The organism is Nitrosomonas sp., assembly GCF_040240425.1.
Taxonomy (GTDB): Bacteria; Pseudomonadota; Gammaproteobacteria; order Burkholderiales; family Nitrosomonadaceae; genus Nitrosomonas.
Map to the genome: position 1 here is coordinate 43,307 of NZ_QPHG01000011.1, position 21,739 is coordinate 65,045.

Here is a 21,739-nt window from a genome sequence, read left to right on the forward strand (position 1 = left end):
GCGCTCAGAGATTATGCCGAAGGTTGCATGCCAGTTTGAGAAAGATAAGGCGTGCCGATTAACACAAGCGCCGCCGCCGAAGCATCAGGCCAATACCCAATATTCCAGCGATCATCATTGCATAGCCAGAAGGCTCAGGTACCGCTGGTACACCAGGGCCGGAAATGAGCATATGCACGTCCCGGTCAGCCAGCGTGTGGCCGCTATAGAAACCGTTGGTATCCAGAACGATCTTATCGATTTCGGATGTGTGAGGTGCAACGAGTGTGAAACCAATAACATGCATGTCTGACCCGAAGTTACCGGTACCAACGTCTTCTTCGGGCATCGTAAAGCGCACGACCGAGCCGCCAAACAATACACTGCCTGTCCATTTTAACTGCCCATCGTGAAGAGAACCGGACGGAAAGTCGTTATCGAGCGGCCCGAAAACACTGGTGACCCCAAACAACCCCGATAGCTGGATCGTTGCGTGCACGTTACCATTTTCAACATACCACATATTGTCATTTGGTCCATAGGTTAGCGTGTAGCTATAGTTGTCGCCAATATGCGAAACAAGCTGGAAATCCAATGCTTGAGCGCTGCCAACAGTCAGCATCGCGGCGGCACCAATGACGCTGCGGCGAATAAAAACACCGATCGATGAAAACAATCTCAACGGCGAGGAATTTTTCATTTTTCTAAGATTCATTATTATTTTTCCTTGTATGTAAAAAATATTCCTTCAATCAAAATCTGGTTACTAAGGTCATCTGCTTGAATAGCACATTAGAAACTAGATTTTTATTTCAATACTAGTGCATTACAGAAATATATACTGAAGCATGGACGGTCGTAATGGAAAATCCATACTGTTTTTTTAGTATTTTTGCACTAGTTTTGGGTTAATGATGGTGCGCTTGACTAACCCACTCACGGATTATGCTACTTTTTCCGCAAGCATGGTAGGCTGTGCCGCCGAGAAAAGCTCTGCATCGAGCGGGAGTGAATCTCTCAGCTTTCTCAATAAGAGATCGCGAATCAAGAGTTACTAAATCTGCGCATAATCACGCCATTCTGGCACCGCCGTAAAACTTTCATCGCGTGGATATTATGATTTTCCTATCCAACCGACTAATTTAGAACAATCCGCCAATGTGGCGCCGACGTTTACGAAACGGGCTGGCATTGCGAGCGCCTGACTAATCAGCAGGCGATCAAACGGATCGGAGTGGATCATCGGTAGATATGCAACACCCGCAACGTGCTCGGAGGAAATAGGCAGTGCGATGAAACCGGTCATTGGCCCCTCGGGCTTATGCAGCGTCCACTTAGCAATAGGTCTCCCAGCTTTCGCAATGATAATTTCTTCATCCGCAGCAGCTTTTTCGATAAGCCGGGATAAGCGGGTCTTGGCTTCATGGATGCTGATGATTGGCATATTGGTGTTTCGCATGATGTAGACTAGTGCCGCTACAGATAATTGATAACGATCAGAAAAAGGAAATGTGCCGTGGATGCGATTGTTGAACAAATACGAGAACAAGAACAGAAACCGAAATTAGAAAGCGCATCGTTGCGGAAGAGAATAAAAAATGTGTTCTTACTATTATCGTTTTTGGGACTTATATCAGCCAACATTGCGACACTCGTCAGCGACAGCTTGCATACCGCTGCCTTTAATACATTAAAATCTTTCTTAGGATATGCATTGACTGATACGGCATTAACGAAAATTCTTGGGCAGAGCCCAACGGTAAAAAGAAATGACGATGTGGCTGTTAAAACAAAAGAATTGGTCGATAAAAACACGCGATTGGCCAGAAATAACACAGAGTTGGTGGAGAAGCATGCCAAGCTTAAAAAGGAATCTGATAGAAAGATAAAAACTGCTCAGAAAGTATCAAAGCGTATTGCCACTCGATCGGTTATGAGTGCAAGACGTCATATTGTATCGCTCCCAGGTGAAGCAATTCCGGTATTGGGTACATCAATAATAGTTGGAGTGACTGTGTGGGATATTCATGATCTCTGCCAGAACATGAAGGACATTAACCAATTAAATAGTGCGTTTGGGCATGCTCTTGAAGATCAGGATCAGATATGTGGCATAGAAGTGCCTACAACAGAGCAGGTTCTGGCTGAGGTAAAGGAAAATTGGCAAGAAGCATATGATAATGCCAAAGTCCAAATAGAATTATCACATATGAATGCCAAGGATCTGATAAATCAAAAGTATGGGGATGCTAAAGAACAAGCAACTCAAATGGGGGATGATCTGGAAGATCAACTGGCAGATACGTATACGGACGCTATAAATAAAATTAATCAAATCAAAATACAAACACAAGTTTCGCCCCCATCGGAGATATGGAAAACGATTAAGGATAAGATTTATGATCTTTCTGAAAAATTAGCACAGTAATGTGTGAAGCACGGTAGGCCGGGCTGCCGAAGAAAGCCCAGCATCGAGAGCTATGGATTGATCTGGGAATCTTTTCGCAGAGCATTTAAGCGGGAAGCAGAAGATGTCAGATCAGAAACAATTAGAACGGTTCGTAGATTAAGACGAGCTTGTAATTCCACTTTCCTTAAATCGTAAGCATCCCACCCAAACAAGATTTGGCTTGTTCCAAACGCATCAGTGCCGGTGACAGGTTGAGGCTGGTTTTTTCTTTCAATTCGAGCGCCTGTTCCTTGAGTTTGTGCAACGGAATCTCGACTTTTTCTCCAGTTGTGGCCAGTGCGATAACGTTGCCGCTGTCGCAGGCCGGGAGAGCCAGTGCGCGTTCGTTGAATGCTGTTTTGATACGCTCCACACTGGCTTGGTGGCCGCGGCTGCGGCCTAGCAGATTTACTGCGAGGACGCCGTTATGGTTCAAGCGCGCCCGGCACATTTGGTAGAACGGCAGCATGTCGAGTTCGCCGGGGCGTGCATCGGCGTCGTAACTATCCACCAGAATCAGGTCGTAAGTCTTGTCGTTCCCGGCGATATATTGTGCGCCGTCCGCGATCATGATATTGAGGCGTAGCGGGTCTTCCGGCAGTTTGAAGAATTGCCTTGCGGCTGCCACCACGCGCGGTTCGATTTCAACCACGGTCAGTTTTGCCGATGGGTAGTAGCGATACAGAAATTTGGTCAGCGACGCCGCACCGAGACCGATCAGCAGCACTTTGCGCGGAAAACGCGCATCGTTCCGCAGCAGCAGGCTGACCATCATTTCCCGGGTGTAGTCGAGCTCCAAGCGCCAGGGACGTGCGATGCGCATCGCGCCCTGTATCCAATCGGAACCGAAATGCAAAGTGCGCACTCCCGCTTCTTCGCGGATATCGATGGGAAAATTCATTATATTTTTGGTATCCGATAGCTGATTACTTAAGAAAACTCTGAAAAAGGTAGCGAGCGACGGTCAGGCAAGGTGAAATCAGGTGAAAAAGCGCAGTTTACAAGATGTAAATGAGCATTTTGAGTCTGATTCCAATACAGCATGACTGAACGCAGTAGTTTTCAGCGCTTCCTTAAATCCGGCTGGCCGCGAGCGCTTGTTCCAAGTCCGCCAAAATATCGTCGATATTTTCAATGCCGATGCATAAACGGATCATGTCTTGCGTTACGCCCGCCGCGGCGAGTTCGGGACCGGTCAATTGCCGGTGGGTTGTCGATGCCGGGTGCGCGGCCAAGGATTTGGCGTCGCCGATGTTCACCAGCCGCTTGAACAGTTTGAGCGCATCGTAAAATTTCACACCGGCTTCAAATCCGCCTTTAATGCCGAATGTCATCAATGCCGATGGGCGTCCCTGCATATATTTTTGCGCCAATTGATAGTATTCCGATGACGGCAGGCCTGCATATTTCACCCATGCCACGGCGGGATGTTGCTCAAGGTATTGTGCGACTTTCAGTGCGTTCTCGGTGTGCCGCTCCATACGCAGCGACAAGGTTTCGATACCCTGTAAAAAGAAAAAGGCATTCATCGGTGACATGGCCGAGCCGGTATTGCGTAGCGCGACGGTGCGCACGCGACCGACATAGGCGGCGGGGCCGAATTCCTGCGTATAGACGACGCCGTGATAGGCTGGTTCGGGGTTGTTGAGCATCGGAAACCGTTCCGCGTGATCCGACCAAGGAAACCGGCCGGAGTCGACGATGATACCGCCAACCGATGTGCCATGTCCGCCCATGTATTTGGTCAACGAATGTACCACGATATCTGCGCCGGATTGGAAAGGTTTCATCAAGACCGGCGTGGGCACAGTGTTATCGACGATAACCGGAACGCCGTGCCGGTGTGCCATCGCGCAAATGGCTTCCATGTCCGGAATATTTCCTGCCGGATTACCCAGCGATTCGCAGAATACCGCCGAAGTTTTTTGGTCGATCAGTGGTTCGAGACTCGCCGGATGGTCATCCTTGGCGAAACGTACTTCGATTCCCAATTTCGGTAGCATGTGTGCGAACAGCGTATAAGTTCCGCCATACAGCAGTGGCACGCTGACGATGTTATTGCCCATTTCGGCGATATTGATCACCGCATAATGAATCGCCGCCTGGCCTGAGCTGAGCGTCAAGGCCGCGACTCCGCCTTCGAGCGCCGCCACCCGCTGTTCCAGCACATCGTTGGTCGGATTCATGATGCGCGTATAAATGTTGCCCGGCACGGCGAGATTGAATAAATCCGCGCCATGCTGGGCATTATCGAATTCATAGGCAACGGTCTGATAAATAGGAACCGCCACCGATTTGGTGGTGGGGTCGGTTTGATAACCGGCGTGGATAGCGATTGTTTCGTCTTTCATACCATTCTCCTGTGCATGAACCTCAAGATCTAGCGCGGAGTTTAGCAGGTTTGCCGCATTTCATCGTAGGTGCGCTGCAAGCGCTGGCAGGGTAGGGCGCTGTTTTCAATCATCCGGTTGCACGCTCAATCGTCATTTTTCCGTTCGACATGTTCCTGCAAACCGGTTTCGCGGATGGTTTGCCGGTCGTAAATGCGCTGCCCGATTGGCACTTCGTAGCCTATTTCCTTGATCAGAATCGCGCCCACCGGGCAGATATTTGCCGCCAGATCGGTGACTGCCATCGTGCTATCCGCCAGCTTTCCGCTGGGTGTATTAACGATCAGGTGTGCATCTGTGCCGCGCCCGGCGATGGCGAAGACATTTTTTTGATCCACGTCGCGGCTGGCGCGCACGCACAAATCGCACAGAATGCAGCGGCTGCGGTCGAGTAGAATTTCTGGGTGCGATGCATCGAGCTCGCGGCGTTGATAGAACTGCGGGAAGTGATCGTCCAGCATGCCCAGATGATAAGCCATCGCTTGCAATTTGCAGTTGCCGGTTTTTTCGCACGACGGGCAGATATGGTTGCCTTCGACGAACAGCATTTGTGTGATGGCTTTGCGCGCTTCGTTCAATTCCGGCGTGTTATTGCGGATTTCCTGTCCCGTTACGGCTGGTGTGATGCACGCGGCGACACTGCGGTTACCGGTTTCCACCACGCACAAGCGGCAATTGCCGCTCGGCGGCAGGCCGGGGTAGTGGCACAGATGTGGAATGTAAATTCCTGCCGTGAGTGCGGCGTCCATGATGGTTTGTCCCGCCGTGAATGGGATTTCCTGGCCATCGATGCGGATTGTGTTTGGATTGTCTGACATTATCCGTTATCCAGATGCGCAGCGGCATCGTCACGATGTGTTGCCTGCCGGGCGCTTTCCAGTGCCTGATCGAGATCGAATCGCGCGGTGAAATGGGGTTTTAACGGGACGGAAAAAGTGTGCGGGAAATGCTGTAAACCATCCAGTACATGATGGGCGGCGGTATGCCCTAAGCCGCAGTGCGATTGGTGCTGAATCAGATGGCTGAGCTGTTTGAGCTCCTCGATATCGTGTGCAGTGCCGCGACCCTCGGCGATTTTATCCAGATTGTTTTTCAATAACTGCGTACCGACGCGGCAGGGCGTGCAGAAACCGCAGCTTTCGTGCGCGAAGAAATGTGCAAAATTGCGGTGGATCGCGAGTAAATCGCGCTGCTGATTGAATACCAGAAACGATCCGCCGGTGGAAACATCCTCAAAACCGATGGTACGATTAAATTCTACTGGACTGAGCAATTTTCCGGCAGGGCCGCCGATTTGCACCGCTTGCACATCCCGTGCGCCGCAATCATCGAGAACCTCATCAATGCTCACGCCAAACGGATATTCGTAAATGCCGGGCTTCTCGCAATCGCCGCTGATACTGAGGATTTTGGTGCCGCGCGATTGCTCCGTGCCGATGGAATTAAACCAAGCGCTGCCGCGTGCGGCGATATGCGCTGCCGCGATGAACGTTTCGACGTTATTGACCACGGTTGGCTGGCCCAAATAACCATGCGTAACCGGAAATGGCGGACGGATGCGCGGAATGCCAGGCTTGCCTTCGAGCGATTCGATCAGTGCAGACTCCTCGCCGCAAATATAGGCACCGGCGCCAACGACGACGTCGATGTCAAATTCAAAATTTTCATATCCGAGAATATGCTGCCCCAATAATCCTTGGCTGCGGCGCTGATCGAGTACGGCGTGCAGATGCGGTAATAAATAGCGGTATTCGCCGCGTAAATAGATAAATCCTTGTTTTGCGCCAATGACTAACGCGCACAGTGTCATGCCTTCAATCATCGCATCGGCATGGTCACGTAACAGCAACCGGTCTTTGAATGTGCCGGGTTCGCCCTCGTCGGCGTTGCAAACGACATAATGCGCATCGCCGGGTGCTTCACGGCACAATTGCCATTTTTTGCCGGTATCGAACCCGGCGCCGCCACGGCCACGTAAGCTGGATTGCTGGATGACTGCCAGTGTTTGATCAGTGCCTTGTGCCAGTGCGGTTTGCAGCGCGCTGCCGGGAGCGTGTGGTTCCATTAGCAGCAGATCGCGTTGATATATCTTGTCATGTACGGCAAACCATTCCATTGGCCAATCGGTGAGCGGGGATTCCGTTGTGATCCGCTGCGCAATCTGTGCCAGTTTATCCGCATTCAAAGCGGTGACCGGCAGTCCATTGATCAACAGCGATGCGCCCTGATCGCACATGCCGATGCACGAGGTTTCGCCGATACTGATTAATCCATCTGCGCGTGTTTTGCCCGGTTTGACTTGTGAGAGTTGGCACAGCATCCGCATCAAGTCTTGATCTCCGGACAGGTAGCCGCAACTGGTGCAATTACTGAATAAAATATCGAAACGGCCGCGCGGTTGCGTGGAGAAAAACGAATAAAACGCCACCACCGCAGCCACCTGGCTGAGCGGTATATTGAATTCGGCAGCGGTTCGTTGCATGGCGTGCGGTGAAATATGCCGGAATTGCTGCTGTACCGCATACAGTCGATGCAGTATATGCGGGTGCGGTGCAGCGGGATTGTGCGGGCGTGAAATATCCATGGGCAAAAGTATACCGGGGTTAAGACCGGAATGCAGAGATGGTTAGGGTTAGTTCTATGAAATATTGCTTATTTTTATAAAAAAGAAACGTAATCCGTATTACAATAAACAGCCTTTTCTTAAATGAAAAAGGTTATTAATGATAGAAATAAGTAAGAAGCGCTAACTAAAACATGCAACTTTAAAGTTGATTGGCGCGAGGATAAAAAGGGCATTAATTTATAAATAGGGGGCTTTATGTTTAAACAGATTCTTTTGACTGCGGCAGTGCTGTCGGTATCCATTTCTACGGCATTTGCTACAACCACGATTGGTGGCGCAACACTGACCGATACCGCGACGGTGAACAGCGGCACGGTAACACCAACCAGCTACCTGAGCTATGTTAGCGGCGGTAATGGTGCAACCGGCTGGGCGGACGGATCGACTTACGGTAGCGATGGCTTCACGGCTGCTGCTGCGATGAGTTCGGCCGATCACCATTGGTTGCAGTACGATCCGGCTATTCTGGTCTATAGTCCTGCTGCATTGAGTTCCGTATTGGCGATTCCGGCTATCGATCACGGCTGGAATGCTGACAACACCGGTGAATTCTGGGAGCCTTTTGAATTCCGTATTTACGGTTCTGACTCTTCTGGCGCATTGCTTGAAGAAGGGCATATCACCAGCGTATGGGCGCGAGGTGTGGATGACAGCAGCACATTGAAAAATGCCGATGACTGGACGTCACAATGGTCTTTCACCGGTTCCTATAATTACTTTGCAGTCGTATCGGGTGATCGTCTGGTAGGCGGTCCATTTTCTCCCGGTGAAGGCGAAATCGATGCCATCGCGGCCATTCCGGAACCAGAAACCTACGCAATGTTGCTGGCTGGTCTGGGTTTAATAGGATTTGCCGCACGCCGCAGAAAACAGTAATCAGCAGCTGAATTCTAAGTAAGACCGCAACTGACCCCGCTTCGGCGGGGTTTTTTGTGAGCGTTTAATCTTTTAAGCCAGCAATGCGGCCACAATGCCGGTGATAAAAATCCCATCAAACGTACCCGCGCCGCCGATCGATGCATACGGCGTGCCGAGCCGGGAGATGTCTTTCATGTGTAGCAGATCGGCGCCGATCAATACGCCCAGTGTGCCGCTGATGTACGCGAGCGCGGCGCTTTGCTCCGGGCTGATGATCAAACCGGTCAACGCGGCGCTGATGGGCGCTACCAATATTGGCATGCCGATGCCGAGCCCCTGAATCGGGCGGCTGAAGTAATAACTGATCGCACTGATAATTGCGATTCCCAGCAGCGTGGAGGATAGGCTGAGTGTGCTGTGGGAAAACAAATACAGCGAGAGCGTTGCCGGTATAAGGCAGCCGCCGAGATTGATCAAAATTTGTGTTTCATTATGAAATGGTTGCGGCGGCATCCTGAGTAATCCCCAGTAAGTAGGCGGAGTGAGTTCCTGTACCGGCACATCGCTTTTGATCCGTGCCACCGGCAAGTTGATGGCACTACCGAGCAACGAAAGCAATAGTATCATCAGACCCGATTCCGGCGGCAGCCCCAACTTTACAAAGGCAAATGACAGCAATTCCACCTGAAACAGCACCATCATGACGCCAAGCAGGAAAATGAAAAGCAGTAGATGCAACGGGGAGAAATAATTTTTCATCGGGGTATCGTACGGGAAATATCGTTGGGTCATCATATTTTATTCAAGATTTTTTCATTTGAGCGGGAAATGGATTCGAGGGATTCGGATTCTGGTTGAAGATTCTGCGGATATAAGTGCTGTCCGGAGTTAGGAATGGCCATTTGACATGCTTTTCCGTCCATGTTTGAATATCGTTCCGATATCATAAAGGCACAACTCATCACGATGGAAAATGCGGGCAGGGGAATTCGCCGTCACAATCTTCACACAATCATTCGAGGCATGGAACATGGTGACCGGTTCTATGCGTGAACGCAAATGACGCGCGCGATCGCCTTGATCGATTGCAATAACTTCTACGTGAGTTGCGAGCGGGTGTTCAATCCGCGACTGGAAGGCAAGCCGGTTGTGGTGCTATCCAACAACGACGGCTGCGCGGTGGCGAGAAGCAACGAAGTGAAAGCGCTGGGCGTGAAGATGGGGCAGCCGTGGTTTGAGTTAAAGAACTTGGCAAGAAAACACGGCATTATCGCGCAATCCTCCAATTATGCGTTGTACGCCGACATGAGTAACCGCGTGATGAGCATTTTGGCCATGTTCAGCCCGCAGCAGGAAATTTATTCGATTGACGAATGCTTTCTCGATTTATCCGGATTCGGAACACAAGATCTGACATCCTACGGTCAGCGTATCCGCCGCTGCGTGAAACAGTGGGCCGGTCTGCCAGTTTGCGTTGGTATCGGATCGACCAAGACGCTGGCCAAATTGGCCAATCACATCGCCAAAAAATACCCGCAATTAGACGGTGTATGCGACCTGAACAGCATGCCGTCCGATCAGCAAAATGACTGGTTCAACCGGGTTGCCGCGGGTGAAGTTTGGGGTATCGGCTGGCGGCTTTTTCCCAAGCTGTATGATAGTGGCATCAGAACCGTGCTTGATCTGAAGCGAGCTTCCCCAGCCGGGATGCGTTCGCGTTTTTCCGTCGTGATGGAGAAAGTTATCCGTGAGCTCAATGGTGTGCCTTGTATCGAGCTGGAAGAAATCGCGCCACCGAGAAAGCAAATTGTCAGCTCGCGTTCGTTTGGCGTTGCCGTTTCGGATCTGGCCAGTCTGGAAGAAGCGGTTTCGTTGTATGTTCGCCGCGCAACGGAAAAATTGCGCCGCCAGCAACTGTGTGCCGGGGCGATTTACATTGCGATCCGCACCAGTCCGTTCAACGAAGAAGAGCGGTATTATGCCAATGGCCTGTCTATTCCGCTTCCCGTGCCAACCGATGATACCGTGCGGTTGACCAAAGCCGCGTTATGGGGGTTGCGTAAAATTTATCGCGGTGGCTATCGTTATCAGAAAGCGCGGGTGATGTTGTTCGAACTGGTTTCCGCCGGTAACCGGCAATCCGACCTGTTTGGTTTGGCAGCGGCAGAAAATAAATCCGGCCAATTAATGGCGGTTATGGATCAAATCAATGCCAAAATGGGCGGCAGCACGCTGAAGCTCGCGTCCGAAGGCTTCCGCCGTGGAAAATGAAACAAGGAAACCGCAGTCCCAGATACACAACGAACTGGAACGAGCTGATTTGCGTGACCAAGTGAATAGCGCAGATGCGCTGGCAGTAAATGACTAACAGGAGAACGACCGCTATGCCGATGCTATCGATCAACCCGGCCACAGGCCAAACCCTGCAATCCTTTTCAACCTGGCAAGCCGATGAAATCGATGCGGTATTGAATCAAGTGGAAATCGCGCAAACCGGCTGGGCGGCGCTCGGTTTTGAACAGCGCGCCGGGTTCATGCGTAATCTCGCGCAGATATTCCGCCGGCGCAGCGAAGAATATACCCGTCTGATCACCGAAGAAATGGGCAAATTGCTCAAAGAAGCGCGTGCGGAGGTGGAAAAATGCGCGCTTGGCTGCGAATATTATGCAGACCACGCGCAAGCGTATTTGCGCGATGAAGTGATCGCTTCCGATGCGAGCCGCAGCCTGGTGGTTTATCAGCCTTTGGGTACCCTGTTGTGCATCATGCCGTGGAATTTTCCATTCTGGCAATTGATCCGCGCCGCTGCACCGGCGCTGATGGCGGGCAACACGGTGGTGTTGAAGCATGCTTCGAATGTGCCGCGCTGTGCATTGGCGTTGGAAGAGGCATTCCGGCAGGCCGGATTTCCCGCCAACACCTTCCGCACGTTGATGATCAACGCCGCACAGGTGGAGACGGTGATCGCCGACCGGCGCATTGCCGCCGTGACGCTGACCGGTAGCAGCGCGGCGGGGCGCAGTGTCGCGGCAATCGCCGGGCAGCATCTGAAAAAATGCGTGCTCGAACTGGGCGGATCGGATCCGTTCATCGTGCTGGACGATGCGGACATTGCATCGACAGCCAAACAAGCGCTGACGGCGCGGCTGCAAAACATGGGACAAAGCTGCATCGCCGCGAAGCGTTTCATTCTCAGCGATGCAATTGCCGATTCATTTGTCGGACAATTGAAAACATTGATCAGTCAATTGCAAAGCGGCGACCCGAAAGACGACGCCACCGGGATTGCGCCGATGGCGCGCGAGGACTTGCGTGCCGATCTGCACGCGCAGGTGGAACGGAGCATCGCGGCGGGGGCGCAGCGGGTTACCGGCGGTGCTTTCATCGGCGCGCAGGGCGCATATTACGCGCCAACAATTCTGGATCACGTGCAACCCGGCATGGCGGCGTTTGACGAAGAACTGTTCGGTCCGGTGGCAGCGATCGTGCGGGTCAATAATGACGCAGAAGCAATTCGCTTAGCCAATCGGACGCATTTCGGCCTGGGCGGCAGCGTATGGACGCGCGACTCCGCACGCGGCGAAGCGCTGGCGCGGCAAATTCATGCCGGTTGCACGTTCGTCAACGGCATCGTCAAAAGCGACCCGCGTCTGCCGTTCGGCGGCGTGAAAGAATCCGGTTACGGCCGCGAACTGTCGTACCACGGCATCCGCGAATTCGTGAATATCAAAACGATTTGGATTAAGTAGCAGGAAGGAAATGGGGACTGGGTAGCTTTGTCAGACCTACACGGCAGGTAAATGATAAGTTATTTTTGCGCCATCGACTTTGATATAGCCACGCGATATTAAACCTTTATATACAGCTTCTATATCAGCAGTTAAAGTATCTTTGCCGCATTTTGCATGAATAGTACTTATTAAAGTTTTTGGTGTGCCTGGCTTGGATGCTTTTTGTTTAATGAGATTTTTCACGATAATTTTAATTGATTCATCAATTGATATTTTGGCTGATGAATTGCTTTGATCGGCTGCAGCCGCATTATCCTTCGCACTTTTGCCATTTATTGGCGGTGGGATAAGGCAAGGTATTTGCTCTATAGAAATTGATCGTGTAACAGAAATTTTTCTTGCCTTCATATGTTTGATCAACGGATCAAAGCCGGTATCTTTTGAAATAATGTGAAAACAACCGGTAGAGTCGTTTGCTGCTAAAACGCCAAGGTAGTAAGCAATATGGAAATCAAGCGCATTGGCTCCGGGTGTTTCAAGAATGACGTAATCTGCGCGTTCTCCCAGTTCATGCATCGCCAGAACAAGCTCAACGGGAAGTTTTGTATTACCAGGGCCTAAAAAAATTCGCACCTGAAATTGCTTGCCTTTTAGCAATGCGAGTGACTTCGCTTGAACATTCTCATAGTCGATCAAAATATAATTTGTTTTCAAAAGAGCCGCCTGATAGAAATTCCGATGGGAAATTGTCTTGAAGCAAGGCCTATTAAGCGGCAACCTCGTTTTATTCTTTATTTCGATGAGAGTTTTTTGAATCGCAACTGAGAAATAGCGAGCGGTGCCGGAGGATCACAAACCGGCATGCAATCCCGGTATGCCGATGCGCTGGATGCGGATGGCGTTGTTGCCTTCTTCGTATGCGAGTAAGCGGCCTTCCTGCTGCCACAGGCGGAACGCCAGCGAGTAGGCGAGCACCCGGATCGGGTAGTCGCGCGGCAGCGTTTGCAGATACGGTTGTATCGTAGTGAAATCGGTCGCGCCGTATTGCTGCATGATAAAACGTAAACCGCCGTTCGCCGGGCCGATGTTGTAGGCCAGCAAGCCCAGAAAGAGATCGTCTTTCATTTCCGCCAAGTAGTGTTTAAACGTGGCGGCGGCGACAAAGGCGTTGTGGCGGGGATTGTCCAGCACAATTTTTTCTACATTGAGCCGCCGCCGTGCTTGCGCAATGACGGCTTCTGGAACGCGGGTGATCTGAAATAAGCCGCGTCCCCCATCGTGGCTATCGCGCGGAATAAAAGATGATTCGGTAGCGGCGATACCGTGCAGCAGATGTGCGTCGATAGCGAAAGACCGGGCTGCGTCTTCGATCGCTTGCCGGTATTCTTGCGAGCGGTTAACCATTTTTTGCAATTGCGCGGAATCGTGACGGCGATAAGCCGCGTAAACCTGATGCGAAATCGTCACTCGTCCCGCTTCTTCCTTGCCACCGACCAAAGTGCGGAAATTACCGTAAGCCAGCGAAAATTGATCGTGTGTAACGAGCCAGCCGGTCAGCAGGGCGAGCGACAAGGACAATACCGGCATGAAAAATTCCGAATAGCGCCGCAGCCATTGCCGCAGTTTCCACCAGCCGAGCAGAAAAACACTGGCGGCCAATATCAACACCAGCACACCAGCGGTGAACGGCAGCAAATGACCGAAAAAACTGGTGCCCGAGAATTGGCCCGCGGAGTAACCGAGCAGCAGGATGATGGCGCACACTGCGGCGCTGCTTAAACCGAGGATTTCGATACCGGTCAGTAGTAATGTCTGCTGGAATTTGCCAGGTTGGTTACTTTTAGGGCGCTTCCTTGATCTCCTGTCGTCATTGCTGGCTACACTCCGGCTGCGAGTGCTCGTGGTGCGTCTGCGCCGCAGCTTTGGCTTTAGATTGCCGGATTCGGGGTTGCGGGTGTTGGTTGTTTTATCCATCGCGGAATTCTTCCACCCTAAGTATTTCTGCGCTAATCGGGATTCTGCAAGCAACTGGAAACCGTCTGATCGGAGTGAAGCGGCTTGCAGTCACTGTTAGAGAGGTTTTGAGAAAGGTAGCGAGCAATTTGTAGACAAGGCAAAATCAGGTGAAAAAGCGTAGTTTACATTGAGTAAATGAGTATTTTGAGACTGATCTCAACACAGCATGAACGAGTCAGTAGTTTTTCAGCAGAGCTTCCCTAGCTGACAGGGTTTTTCGGTTCCTTTGGTGCATCCTCACCGATCATCACTGGCCTGCCGTTCCGTCAGACCAAGGCGTACTGACCCAAGCGGTGTTTCTTTTCAAGTGCCTGAGTTATAGCTTTTTGCAGTGAATTCAAGTTTTCTTGGTCTTCTTCGGAAGGTGTTGCTCTCAGGGTGATTTTCATTCCTTGTAGTCGCCTTTTTGTTCAAACACTAGAACAAGGCTTTCGCCATCATTCATGAAACAAACGCAATGATCAACACTGTGACTGAATACTTGGAAAAGATTGCCAAGGCTGCGTGGAAAACGCCGTTCGATGTTGTGCAACGCTCACGTTCACTCAAACAGCTTGCTTGTATGAAAAAAGCAAGGCTTGATTTTTTTGTTTGTTGATAACAGTGCCATCCTATTGATATGGAAGTGGTTAGGTATGATTTGTAACTCGAAAGATGGGCTTCGTACCTTCGCCCATCTTACGGCCTTGCAGTACCTCCAATTCGCTGCCGCATTCCGAAGCTCGGTCTGATTCATGCAGCAGTCTGCGAGTCTTCGGGTTTGATTCGCAAGCTTGCCCAAACCAGAGCTACAACCCAACCAAGAAACGTCCATCCTGCGACGATATTCAAGATGACTATGGCTGTCTGATTCGGGTGTTTTCGCGATGTGGCAACAAAGCCCGGGATAAAGTAGAGCAGAGCTCCAATTCCTACGATCACCGGAACTCCTATTGGATTGGCTCCCGTGGTTGTGACGCCATAAATGAGTCCAAAGAGCATTGAAACGGCAATGCAGCCCCAGATGACGTTCTTCAACCAAGTGCTCCCATGAGATTGTGTGGATGTGACAAGAGATAAGCGGTGGCTGACCCATAACGACGCGGCAAATAGCAGCACCGCTCCGCCTTGATGCGACGCACCTAATGGAATCGGCACCGCATGGAGCAGTGTTGCGATGCCTAAGCTGATTTGTACCGCCAGCATCAGCAGGAAAAGGTTGCATGCCAGGCGTGTGGTGCCTTGCAGTTCCACGGTGCGTGATTTGAGCCAGAAAATCGGCACGGAGAAGGCCAGTATCCAGGCGATCAAACGATGATCGAATTGCACCGTGGTGATGTTATCGAAAAAATTGCGGTACCACGGTTCGAGGATAAAGAGATCGGGTGGAATCACATGCCCGTTCATCAGCGGGAAGGTGTTGTAGGCCAAGCCTGCACGAATACCGGCCACGAAACCGCCGGATAGCACCATGATAAAAATCAATGAAGAGAGACTGAAGGAAAACCGCCGCAGGCCTTGCAATTTGTCATTTGCCGGGGAATATTCGCGGTGCGGCGACAGCAATCCCAACGCGACCCAGAACATCGCGGCAAAAATGACAAAAGCCAATCCCAAATGCGCGGTCAGACGGTACTGGCTGACATGCGGGTCATTGACCAAACCGCTCATGACCATATACCAACCCATGAATCCTTGCAGGCCACCCAATACGAATATTCCCGCCAGTTTGATGCCCAGCGGCCGGTCGATTTGCTTTTTCACCAGAAAATAAACAAACGGCACAAAAAATACCAGACCGATCAACCGGCCGAGTACGCGGTGGAAGTATTCCCACCAGAAAATGCTTTTGAATTCATCGACGCTCATGCCTTTATTGACTTGCTGATACTGCGGCGTGGCGCGGTATTTTTCCAGCAGCACATCCCAGTCTTGCTGCGTGATGGGCGGCATGGTGCCGACAATCGGCTGCCATTCGACGATGGAAAGCCCGGAGTCGGTCAAGCGCGTAACACCGCCGACCACTATCATGGCGAATACCAGGGCACAACAAATTAATAACCAGATCGCAATAGGTTTTTGCATAGTCGTAAAATAAAAATTATTTCTGAAATTGAGTCCGGTAACGCATTACCGTTTTTATTTGGCGCGCATCAAGCGTTGCTTGTCGCGCTCCCATTCCTTCTGTTTCTCGGATTCGCGCTTGTCGTGTTGTTTCTTGCCTTTGGCCAAGCCGATTTCCAGTTTTATTCTGCCCGCTTTATAGTGCATATCGAGGGGAACCAGCGTGTATCCGGCGCGTTCAACTTTGCCGATGAGCCGTTTGATTTCTTCCGCGTGCAATAACAATTTGCGGGTTCTGACCGGATCGGGATTGATATGCGTTGAAGCTGTCTTGAGCGGACTGATATGACTGCCAATCAAGTACAGTGCGCCGTTGCTGATAATAACATAAGCTTCTTTCAACTGAACCCGGCCATCGCGAATGGCTTTGACTTCCCATCCCTCCAGTACCATGCCGGTTTCGTACTTTTCTTCGATAAAATAATCGTGAAAGGCTTTTTTATTTTGTACTATACTCATACAGGTATGAAATGGGTGGGAATCACTAGATTTCGTGTATTTTATCAGTTTTTCGATATTACCTCATGATACGGGGTGATTTACTTTTATGGCAGAAATAGAAAAATCAGTTTTGGTTGAATATTCAGCAAGCCAAATGTTTGCGCTGGTGGATGATGTGGCGAAATATCCTGAATTTCTCCCGTGGTGCGGCGGTACCTCCGTCGAACCGCAAGACGAGATCACGACGCACGCAACCGTCAAGATCGATTATCATCATATTCAACACAGTTTTACCACTAAGAACAAACGCTTCCAGCCGGATTTGATCGAAATGAGTTTGCTCGATGGGCCATTTGAACACTTGGATGGTTACTGGCAATTTATCCCGCTGTCGGATAGCGCGTGCAAAATCAAATTCCGTTTGCATTACACCTTTTCGCACAAGATTCTTGAGAAACTGGTCGGGCCGGTATTTCATATGATTGCAAACAGTTTCGTGGAACATTTCATCGAGCGGGCGGAAGTGATTTACGGCAAGCGATGACGGTGCCGATGCAGATTGAAATCGCTTACGCGCTGCCGCAAGTTCAATTTCTGAAAAAACTCGATGTATCTCCAGGGTGTACGGTTGAAAATGCGATACGGTGTTCCGGCGTTTTGGATGAATTTCCGGAGATTGATCTGACTAAAAACAAACTGGGTATTTTCGGTAAATTGACCCAATTGCAGGCTGTGCTGGAGCCACATGACAGGATTGAAATTTACCGGCCTTTGATTATCGATCCGAAAGAAGCGAGAAGATTACGCGCCAAGAAAAATGACCGCTGACTTTCCCTAGCTCAATTTCAAGGGAGTAAAAATGATCCGCGCTGTATTGATACTGCTTACAACGTGCCTGCTGCTTTCCCTTTCCGCTTGCGCAACTAAAAAACCGGAAAAGAAAAAACCTGATGCGGAAGACCGCACAAAAATCCTCACACCCTTTGAACAACTGTCGCTCAAGTCCGACGCAAAAACGGTATTTGAAGATCAAGGCAAATTCATTCTGCTCGAAGGGAAAAAATGCATGCAGCGTGATAACGGAGCGGAACCGGTCACCCTGCTGCAATGGATTGAAATGCCGGATTACGTCGATAGTGGCACGGTCGTATTAAATGGCTGGGATTTACGCTATCTGAACCAGGATCGCGAAGTCAACTCGATGCGGGCCGATATTACGCACAGCAAGCTGGTTAAGAACACCGGCTCCACGGTTCTGGTATTCGAGGCAAAAGGCACGCTGGAAGATCAGAGTCGCAAAGACGCTTTTGAGTTTTGCGTGTTTTATACGGCATTGGGTTACCATTCCACGGCAATTGACGCCACCATAGAAGAAGATCACAACGGCATTGAATCTTCGATAGTACAGACTGAAAATCAAGGTGCAGTGGCCACATTGGAAAATACCGGTCACAAAGGCATGTTAAGAAAATACGATGCGGTTGCAATTATTCCGCGCGGATTTGATTTCCAATATACCGATACCTTTGAATGCGAATGGCGTCTGTGGCCGTGCCAATGGAGGGATCGCGTGGATTATCGCCTGTTGCAAGTGGCTTACAATTTGTCGCAAGCCAGTGCAGCACCCAGTCTCGGTGGTACCCCGCACTGGGTGACGCAGACCATTTTCAAGGATAACAACACGCACACGCACCGCATCAAAACCCGCGCTGCTCAGATCCGCGGCCGCAGCGTCAAACTGCACGGAGATTTCCTGGCGCTGAATCCCCGTACCGGAAAAACGGACACCTGCCGCAAGAGCGTTGACGGCGTGGTGCGCACCCAAACAGTTCGCATCAATGAGCTGCCTTACGACTATGCCATTCCGATGCTGACCGGCTGGGAGCTTGTCAACGAATGCGAACATCAAAGGGTACAACGGGCAGGCATCTGGATTCACGACATCCGTTTCGATCCGCGAGCAGGCTATCTGGAATACAAAGTATCGTCCATTCTGCGCGACCAGGACGGTGCCCCCAGCTTCAACAGCGTGCATCGCATCACCGTGTTGGGGCTTAACCGGTTGTCATCTTCGGCAAAAAACCGGGCGCCGCGATTCCGGTTGAAAATCCGAGACTAATCACTTCCAGGAACCTGAAAAATTTGGGGCTGTAGTAAATTTGCTAACAAGCTCAGCGAATCTGCTACAGCCCCAGCATTTCAATTCCTCTTAAACTGCCGCTCTCGACAATACAAACGCACGAACTGCGCTGGCATCGTAACCAAGTTCGCTGGTCCAGCCGTCCGTTGCCGTGGCATCCACGTACAGATTTTCGCTGAAGCCAGCCACTGGGCAGCCGTCGATCGCGCAACCCGGAGGCAGGTTATCGTTCAGCAGATTCGATACCGCGCGGGTGGTTGAGAACGAGCCGCTACCAACTGGATCCCAGCCGCCGGGAGTAGGGAGTTGCAGTACGCTGTTGGCCCCACGAACCACACCGAAGTGATAGCGCGCGAATCCATGCGGATGTTTGGCTTGCCATGTCATCGTGACAGAATCTTTAGCCGCATAATTCAGCACGCCGCAGCACGGATCGGCTGCCAAGGCCCCGATGGTTGGCGCGTCGATACCGGCAAAGCAGTGATTGTTGTCGACGTGCAGCGTCACAATCATGCTATTGCCAACCACCAAGCCGAGCGGCGCGGCAGCGGTGGTGTAAATCGTGCCGGTCAGGTCGGGCACATCCGGTACGACATACTGAATGCCTGATGCCGCGATGTTGACCGGCTGACCGGTGGCATTGAACAAATCCAGCTTAAGCTGGTACTTACCGCTGTTATCCGTTCCAACGGTATTGCCATTGGCATCATACGCCATGCCTGCTGCCAATTCCTGTGTTGGGAATTTCGCATTACTGAAATGCTCAACGATCTCGCTGATATGCGGCGGCGCATCCCAAACCCCTTCGGGCGCGACCGACGGGTAGGGAATCTCGAACAGATCGGGCACCATGTGACCGGTGCCGTCGTCGGCGTTCTTAGGTCCGAGCAGATATGGTGTCCACGCGGGCATCGGTCCGGTTGGCGTATTCACATCGTGGCGGTAATAGTGATAAACCGCACTGCTCAGCGGCGCGAAATCGCCGCTATCGCCTTTACGCCAGGAAACCCGGTAATACTTCACACCGAGCGCTTCCAATGCATTGGAAAACTCCAGGCGCGGCCGCAGCAAACTGCCCCACGGCGCGCCGCTATCGGTCAAACCGCGATTGTCGTCGTCAGTGCTGCCTTGCAGCGATGGCGCGGTTCCGTAGATATGGCTTAATGCATGCGCGCCGATGGCAAGAAACGCGACCCAATTAGCGGGGCCGATCACCGGCGGGCAAGGTGAGCAGATTTGCGCCAGCGGATGCTTGGTGTACAACGTGACCTCGCTGCCGCAGACGTAATCCCAATGCGTATGGCACGAGACCGGTTTGGGTTCGTAAATCGTCACATCCAGGAAACCGAACAAACGCTGGCGCGCTTTGAAATAAAGATCGGGAATGTCGGTATCGTTGCAGCTGCGGAAAAACACCGTTTGAAATTTTCCACAGGCATCGGTGGTCGTGGTCGCGACTTTTTGCTTGGTCACCAGCAGCGGGAAGAAACGGCAGAGCAACGGACGGATAATGAATGCATGGTCGATCAATGCTTGCTGGAATTGCAACCGGCTGCCGGCTTTGGCGATGTATTTCAATTCCGTCGCGTTCGCGATTTCATCGAACGCATCCGCGGTGTCTTCCGGCGTAGCGGCTTCCTGCATGGCGCCCGAAGCTGCCATCATCATGCGCCGCTCAAATGGTGCTGGATCGGGTCCCGGGCCGGGCCACGGAAACGGTTCGGGGACTCGCGGCAGATCGACGACCGATGGCCATGGGCGCGGACGAACGATCACATCGCGCAGCCGGTCGATAATCGCGTCCGGCAGCTTCGGAATCAAGATATGCAACGGATCGACCTCAAAGACCTCGACCGTCGCATTGCACACCGGATATTCGACCGCCGTGCCGCCGACGGTAATCCGTTTCATCAGCTTTCCGCGCACGAAACACGCGCGGAGAAACCAGCAATGCCAAATATCCGGAAACACGCGGAACCGCAATTCTTTGACCGGATTTTTCGGATCGGCCAGCAGAAATTGCTGCTGTGCACCGCGGCGCATCAAATCGTCGTACCCAGCGTTTTTCTCCTCGGATGCCGGACCAACCAGGATGCGCAACCGTTCCTTACTAGCAGATACAGGAATGCGCAACGCCGCTTTGCTGCCATCTTTAACTGGCGCAGAGGTAAGCATGCTTCCATCGGACGAGAATGCATACGCAAAAACTTCAGGGGGGTTGGTATCGCTTGTAACGTCAACCAGCTCAGTGACGACGATAAGCTCGTAGAACCGGGGATTGTCTTTTATGGCCATGATGTTCTCCTTATCAGAATGATGTGGACAGACTATTGATTAACAGTCTGTAGAGAAACAGAATTTGGAACAAATGACAGATTTAAGCACTGCTGGCCGGATTCGCCGATCGCAGCAAAATCAGCATAACAGAATTAACCGCGCGAATGAGACGTTTCGCACTACGGCTTAAAGAATTTTATCAGGTTGGTCTAATAGTTCTTTGATGTAGCGCAATATTTTGAGCTTGGATTATTTGCAATGTTAAGAAACGTTTAAGTAACCAGTGCCGGATTGCATGACGCGGAAGGAATCCCAACAACGTCGCGGTTGGGACACCCGGTTGACTGTGGAGTGAGGGGCGGGCGGGAAACCATCAGCATACACTCGCTCCCGTTATTTTTTGGTTTGCAATGTCGATTGCGAAAGAACATTGAAATTCCTTTCCATTCTGGGAGCGAAGGCACTGCATTTCTCCGATGGTCTTTATCATGGCTCCATTCCCGGCACACTCGTCTGGTTTGGGGTCAACTTTCATGGCATTGTATAAATCTCGTGCGGCAGCGCCGGACAACTCAAGGTGCAAGTGTGTGTCCTGCGCCTCGGATGGCGGTGGATCAATCACTGTTTGACCCGAGATGCGGTATTGACCGGAAAGCGATTGATACTGCCAGGCAGCAACCGGCAAGGCAGCTAGCAGCAAGAGCATGGTGACAATGTTTCGTTTCATGT

General features: G+C 51.3%; 21 protein-coding genes and 1 pseudogene. 8 read left to right on the top strand and 14 right to left on the bottom strand.

Annotation, left to right across the window (positions count from 1 at the left end; translation table 11 throughout):
* Positions 1-58: 58 nt before the first annotated feature.
* Positions 59-694, bottom strand: coding sequence for a PEP-CTERM sorting domain-containing protein (locus DU481_RS06015; protein WP_350133327.1), 636 nt, complete (start codon positions 692-694; stop codon positions 59-61).
* A 399-nt stretch (positions 695-1,093) separates the two neighbouring features.
* Entirely contained in the window at positions 1,094-1,423 is a 330-nt protein-coding gene (locus DU481_RS06020; protein ID WP_350133328.1) for a type II toxin-antitoxin system prevent-host-death family antitoxin, read from the bottom strand.
* Between the two features lie 72 nt (positions 1,424-1,495).
* On the opposite strand from DU481_RS06020, the gene DU481_RS06025 reads away from it, so the two are divergent.
* A complete protein-coding gene (locus tag DU481_RS06025; protein WP_350133329.1) occupies positions 1,496-2,407 on the top strand; it encodes a hypothetical protein in 912 nt (303 codons plus the stop codon).
* A 166-nt stretch (positions 2,408-2,573) separates the two neighbouring features.
* Here DU481_RS06025 and DU481_RS06030 read toward each other — a convergent pair whose 3' ends face one another.
* The 4 genes from DU481_RS06030 to DU481_RS06045 form a co-directional block, all read right to left on the bottom strand.
* Complete coding sequence (locus DU481_RS06030; protein ID WP_350133330.1) at positions 2,574-3,329, bottom strand: fused MFS/spermidine synthase; 756 nt, start codon at positions 3,327-3,329, stop codon at positions 2,574-2,576.
* Positions 3,330-3,501: 172 nt separating this feature from the next.
* Positions 3,502-4,779 (bottom strand): O-acetylhomoserine aminocarboxypropyltransferase/cysteine synthase family protein, encoded by a 1,278-nt coding sequence (locus DU481_RS06035; RefSeq protein WP_350133331.1) that lies wholly within the window; start codon positions 4,777-4,779, stop codon positions 3,502-3,504.
* Positions 4,780-4,904: 125 nt separating this feature from the next.
* Positions 4,905-5,636 carry a 2Fe-2S iron-sulfur cluster-binding protein gene (locus DU481_RS06040; RefSeq protein WP_350133332.1) on the bottom strand — a complete coding sequence of 244 codons (732 nt, stop codon included), beginning with the start codon at positions 5,634-5,636 and terminating at the stop codon, positions 4,905-4,907.
* Positions 5,636-7,402: an NADH-ubiquinone oxidoreductase-F iron-sulfur binding region domain-containing protein gene (locus DU481_RS06045; RefSeq protein WP_350133333.1), complete on the bottom strand. Its 1,767-nt coding sequence runs from the start codon at positions 7,400-7,402 to the stop codon at positions 5,636-5,638. Before DU481_RS06045 ends, DU481_RS06040 begins: the two co-directional genes overlap by 1 nt.
* A gap of 237 nt (positions 7,403-7,639) precedes the next feature.
* On the opposite strand from DU481_RS06045, the gene DU481_RS06050 reads away from it, so the two are divergent.
* Complete coding sequence (locus DU481_RS06050; RefSeq protein WP_350133334.1) at positions 7,640-8,320, top strand: FxDxF family PEP-CTERM protein; 681 nt, start codon at positions 7,640-7,642, stop codon at positions 8,318-8,320.
* 72 nt (positions 8,321-8,392) lie between these two features.
* Here DU481_RS06050 and DU481_RS06055 read toward each other — a convergent pair whose 3' ends face one another.
* On the bottom strand, positions 8,393-9,097 hold the full coding sequence (locus tag DU481_RS06055) for a DUF1614 domain-containing protein (protein WP_350133335.1): 705 nt from the start codon (positions 9,095-9,097) through the stop codon (positions 8,393-8,395).
* A 264-nt stretch (positions 9,098-9,361) separates the two neighbouring features.
* On the opposite strand from DU481_RS06055, the pseudogene DU481_RS06060 reads away from it, so the two are divergent.
* The 3 genes and pseudogenes from DU481_RS06060 to DU481_RS06070 form a co-directional block, all read left to right on the top strand.
* Positions 9,362-10,528: pseudogene (locus DU481_RS06060) on the top strand (Y-family DNA polymerase); the annotation flags it as partial.
* Positions 10,486-10,638, top strand: coding sequence for a DUF4113 domain-containing protein (locus DU481_RS06065; protein ID WP_350133365.1), 153 nt, complete (start codon positions 10,486-10,488; stop codon positions 10,636-10,638). The pseudogene DU481_RS06060 and the gene DU481_RS06065, both read left to right, overlap by 43 nt.
* 48 nt (positions 10,639-10,686) lie before the next feature.
* The gene (locus DU481_RS06070; protein WP_350133336.1) at positions 10,687-12,051 is read left to right on the top strand and encodes an NAD-dependent succinate-semialdehyde dehydrogenase; all 1,365 of its coding nucleotides are present in this window, start codon (positions 10,687-10,689) and stop codon (positions 12,049-12,051) included.
* A 36-nt stretch (positions 12,052-12,087) separates the two neighbouring features.
* Here DU481_RS06070 and DU481_RS06075 read toward each other — a convergent pair whose 3' ends face one another.
* The 5 genes from DU481_RS06075 to smpB all read right to left on the bottom strand — a co-directional run bounded on the left by DU481_RS06075 (position 12,088) and on the right by smpB (position 16,611).
* Positions 12,088-12,747 carry a PIN domain-containing protein gene (locus tag DU481_RS06075; RefSeq protein ID WP_350133337.1) on the bottom strand — a complete coding sequence of 220 codons (660 nt, stop codon included), beginning with the start codon at positions 12,745-12,747 and terminating at the stop codon, positions 12,088-12,090.
* Between the two features lie 135 nt (positions 12,748-12,882).
* Positions 12,883-14,007, bottom strand: coding sequence for a lytic transglycosylase domain-containing protein (locus DU481_RS06080; protein ID WP_350133338.1), 1,125 nt, complete (start codon positions 14,005-14,007; stop codon positions 12,883-12,885).
* Between the two features lie 308 nt (positions 14,008-14,315).
* Complete coding sequence (locus DU481_RS06085) at positions 14,316-14,438, bottom strand: hypothetical protein (RefSeq protein ID WP_350133339.1); 123 nt, start codon at positions 14,436-14,438, stop codon at positions 14,316-14,318.
* Between the two features lie 343 nt (positions 14,439-14,781).
* Positions 14,782-16,113 carry a COX15/CtaA family protein gene (locus DU481_RS06090; protein WP_502889918.1) on the bottom strand — a complete coding sequence of 444 codons (1,332 nt, stop codon included), beginning with the start codon at positions 16,111-16,113 and terminating at the stop codon, positions 14,782-14,784.
* A gap of 54 nt (positions 16,114-16,167) precedes the next feature.
* Positions 16,168-16,611: an SsrA-binding protein SmpB gene (smpB, locus tag DU481_RS06095; protein ID WP_107803800.1), complete on the bottom strand. Its 444-nt coding sequence runs from the start codon at positions 16,609-16,611 to the stop codon at positions 16,168-16,170.
* A gap of 88 nt (positions 16,612-16,699) precedes the next feature.
* On the opposite strand from smpB, the gene DU481_RS06100 reads away from it, so the two are divergent.
* From DU481_RS06100 to DU481_RS06110, 3 genes are read left to right on the top strand one after another with little or no spacing between them, the layout of a single operon-like run.
* On the top strand, positions 16,700-17,137 hold the full coding sequence (locus tag DU481_RS06100) for a type II toxin-antitoxin system RatA family toxin (RefSeq protein WP_350133341.1): 438 nt from the start codon (positions 16,700-16,702) through the stop codon (positions 17,135-17,137).
* Positions 17,134-17,421 (top strand): RnfH family protein, encoded by a 288-nt coding sequence (locus DU481_RS06105; protein ID WP_350133342.1) that lies wholly within the window; start codon positions 17,134-17,136, stop codon positions 17,419-17,421. The genes DU481_RS06100 and DU481_RS06105 overlap by 4 nt, the downstream gene beginning before the upstream one ends.
* 31 nt (positions 17,422-17,452) lie before the next feature.
* Positions 17,453-18,712 (top strand): hypothetical protein, encoded by a 1,260-nt coding sequence (locus DU481_RS06110; RefSeq protein ID WP_350133343.1) that lies wholly within the window; start codon positions 17,453-17,455, stop codon positions 18,710-18,712.
* Positions 18,713-18,802: 90 nt separating this feature from the next.
* Here DU481_RS06110 and DU481_RS06115 read toward each other — a convergent pair whose 3' ends face one another.
* Both DU481_RS06115 and DU481_RS06120 read right to left on the bottom strand, forming a co-directional pair.
* The gene (locus tag DU481_RS06115) at positions 18,803-21,028 is read right to left on the bottom strand and encodes a hypothetical protein (RefSeq protein ID WP_350133344.1); all 2,226 of its coding nucleotides are present in this window, start codon (positions 21,026-21,028) and stop codon (positions 18,803-18,805) included.
* 355 nt (positions 21,029-21,383) lie between these two features.
* On the bottom strand, positions 21,384-21,737 hold the full coding sequence (locus tag DU481_RS06120) for a hypothetical protein (protein WP_350133345.1): 354 nt from the start codon (positions 21,735-21,737) through the stop codon (positions 21,384-21,386).
* Positions 21,738-21,739: the final 2 nt, after the last annotated feature.

What these genes read in the sequence shown, in the direction of transcription:
- DU481_RS06015 (WP_350133327.1), bottom strand. Translation starts at nt 694, where the DNA reads ATGAATCTTAGAAAAATGAAAAATTCCTCGCCGTTGAGATTGTTTTCA.
- DU481_RS06020 (WP_350133328.1), bottom strand. Translation starts at nt 1,423, where the DNA reads ATGCCAATCATCAGCATCCATGAAGCCAAGACCCGCTTATCCCGGCTT.
- DU481_RS06030 (WP_350133330.1), bottom strand. Translation starts at nt 3,329, where the DNA reads ATGAATTTTCCCATCGATATCCGCGAAGAAGCGGGAGTGCGCACTTTG.
- DU481_RS06035 (WP_350133331.1), bottom strand. Translation starts at nt 4,779, where the DNA reads ATGAAAGACGAAACAATCGCTATCCACGCCGGTTATCAAACCGACCCC.
- DU481_RS06040 (WP_350133332.1), bottom strand. Translation starts at nt 5,636, where the DNA reads ATGTCAGACAATCCAAACACAATCCGCATCGATGGCCAGGAAATCCCA.
- DU481_RS06045 (WP_350133333.1), bottom strand. Translation starts at nt 7,402, where the DNA reads ATGGATATTTCACGCCCGCACAATCCCGCTGCACCGCACCCGCATATA.
- DU481_RS06050 (WP_350133334.1), top strand. Translation starts at nt 7,640, where the DNA reads ATGTTTAAACAGATTCTTTTGACTGCGGCAGTGCTGTCGGTATCCATT.
- DU481_RS06055 (WP_350133335.1), bottom strand. Translation starts at nt 9,097, where the DNA reads ATGATGACCCAACGATATTTCCCGTACGATACCCCGATGAAAAATTAT.
- DU481_RS06070 (WP_350133336.1), top strand. Translation starts at nt 10,687, where the DNA reads ATGCCGATGCTATCGATCAACCCGGCCACAGGCCAAACCCTGCAATCC.
- DU481_RS06080 (WP_350133338.1), bottom strand. Translation starts at nt 14,007, where the DNA reads ATGGATAAAACAACCAACACCCGCAACCCCGAATCCGGCAATCTAAAG.
- DU481_RS06085 (WP_350133339.1), bottom strand. Translation starts at nt 14,438, where the DNA reads ATGAAAATCACCCTGAGAGCAACACCTTCCGAAGAAGACCAAGAAAAC.
- DU481_RS06090 (WP_502889918.1), bottom strand. Translation starts at nt 16,113, where the DNA reads ATGCAAAAACCTATTGCGATCTGGTTATTAATTTGTTGTGCCCTGGTA.
- smpB (WP_107803800.1), bottom strand. Translation starts at nt 16,611, where the DNA reads ATGAGTATAGTACAAAATAAAAAAGCCTTTCACGATTATTTTATCGAA.
- DU481_RS06100 (WP_350133341.1), top strand. Translation starts at nt 16,700, where the DNA reads ATGGCAGAAATAGAAAAATCAGTTTTGGTTGAATATTCAGCAAGCCAA.
- DU481_RS06105 (WP_350133342.1), top strand. Translation starts at nt 17,134, where the DNA reads ATGACGGTGCCGATGCAGATTGAAATCGCTTACGCGCTGCCGCAAGTT.
- DU481_RS06110 (WP_350133343.1), top strand. Translation starts at nt 17,453, where the DNA reads ATGATCCGCGCTGTATTGATACTGCTTACAACGTGCCTGCTGCTTTCC.
- DU481_RS06115 (WP_350133344.1), bottom strand. Translation starts at nt 21,028, where the DNA reads ATGGCCATAAAAGACAATCCCCGGTTCTACGAGCTTATCGTCGTCACT.
- DU481_RS06120 (WP_350133345.1), bottom strand. Translation starts at nt 21,737, where the DNA reads ATGAAACGAAACATTGTCACCATGCTCTTGCTGCTAGCTGCCTTGCCG.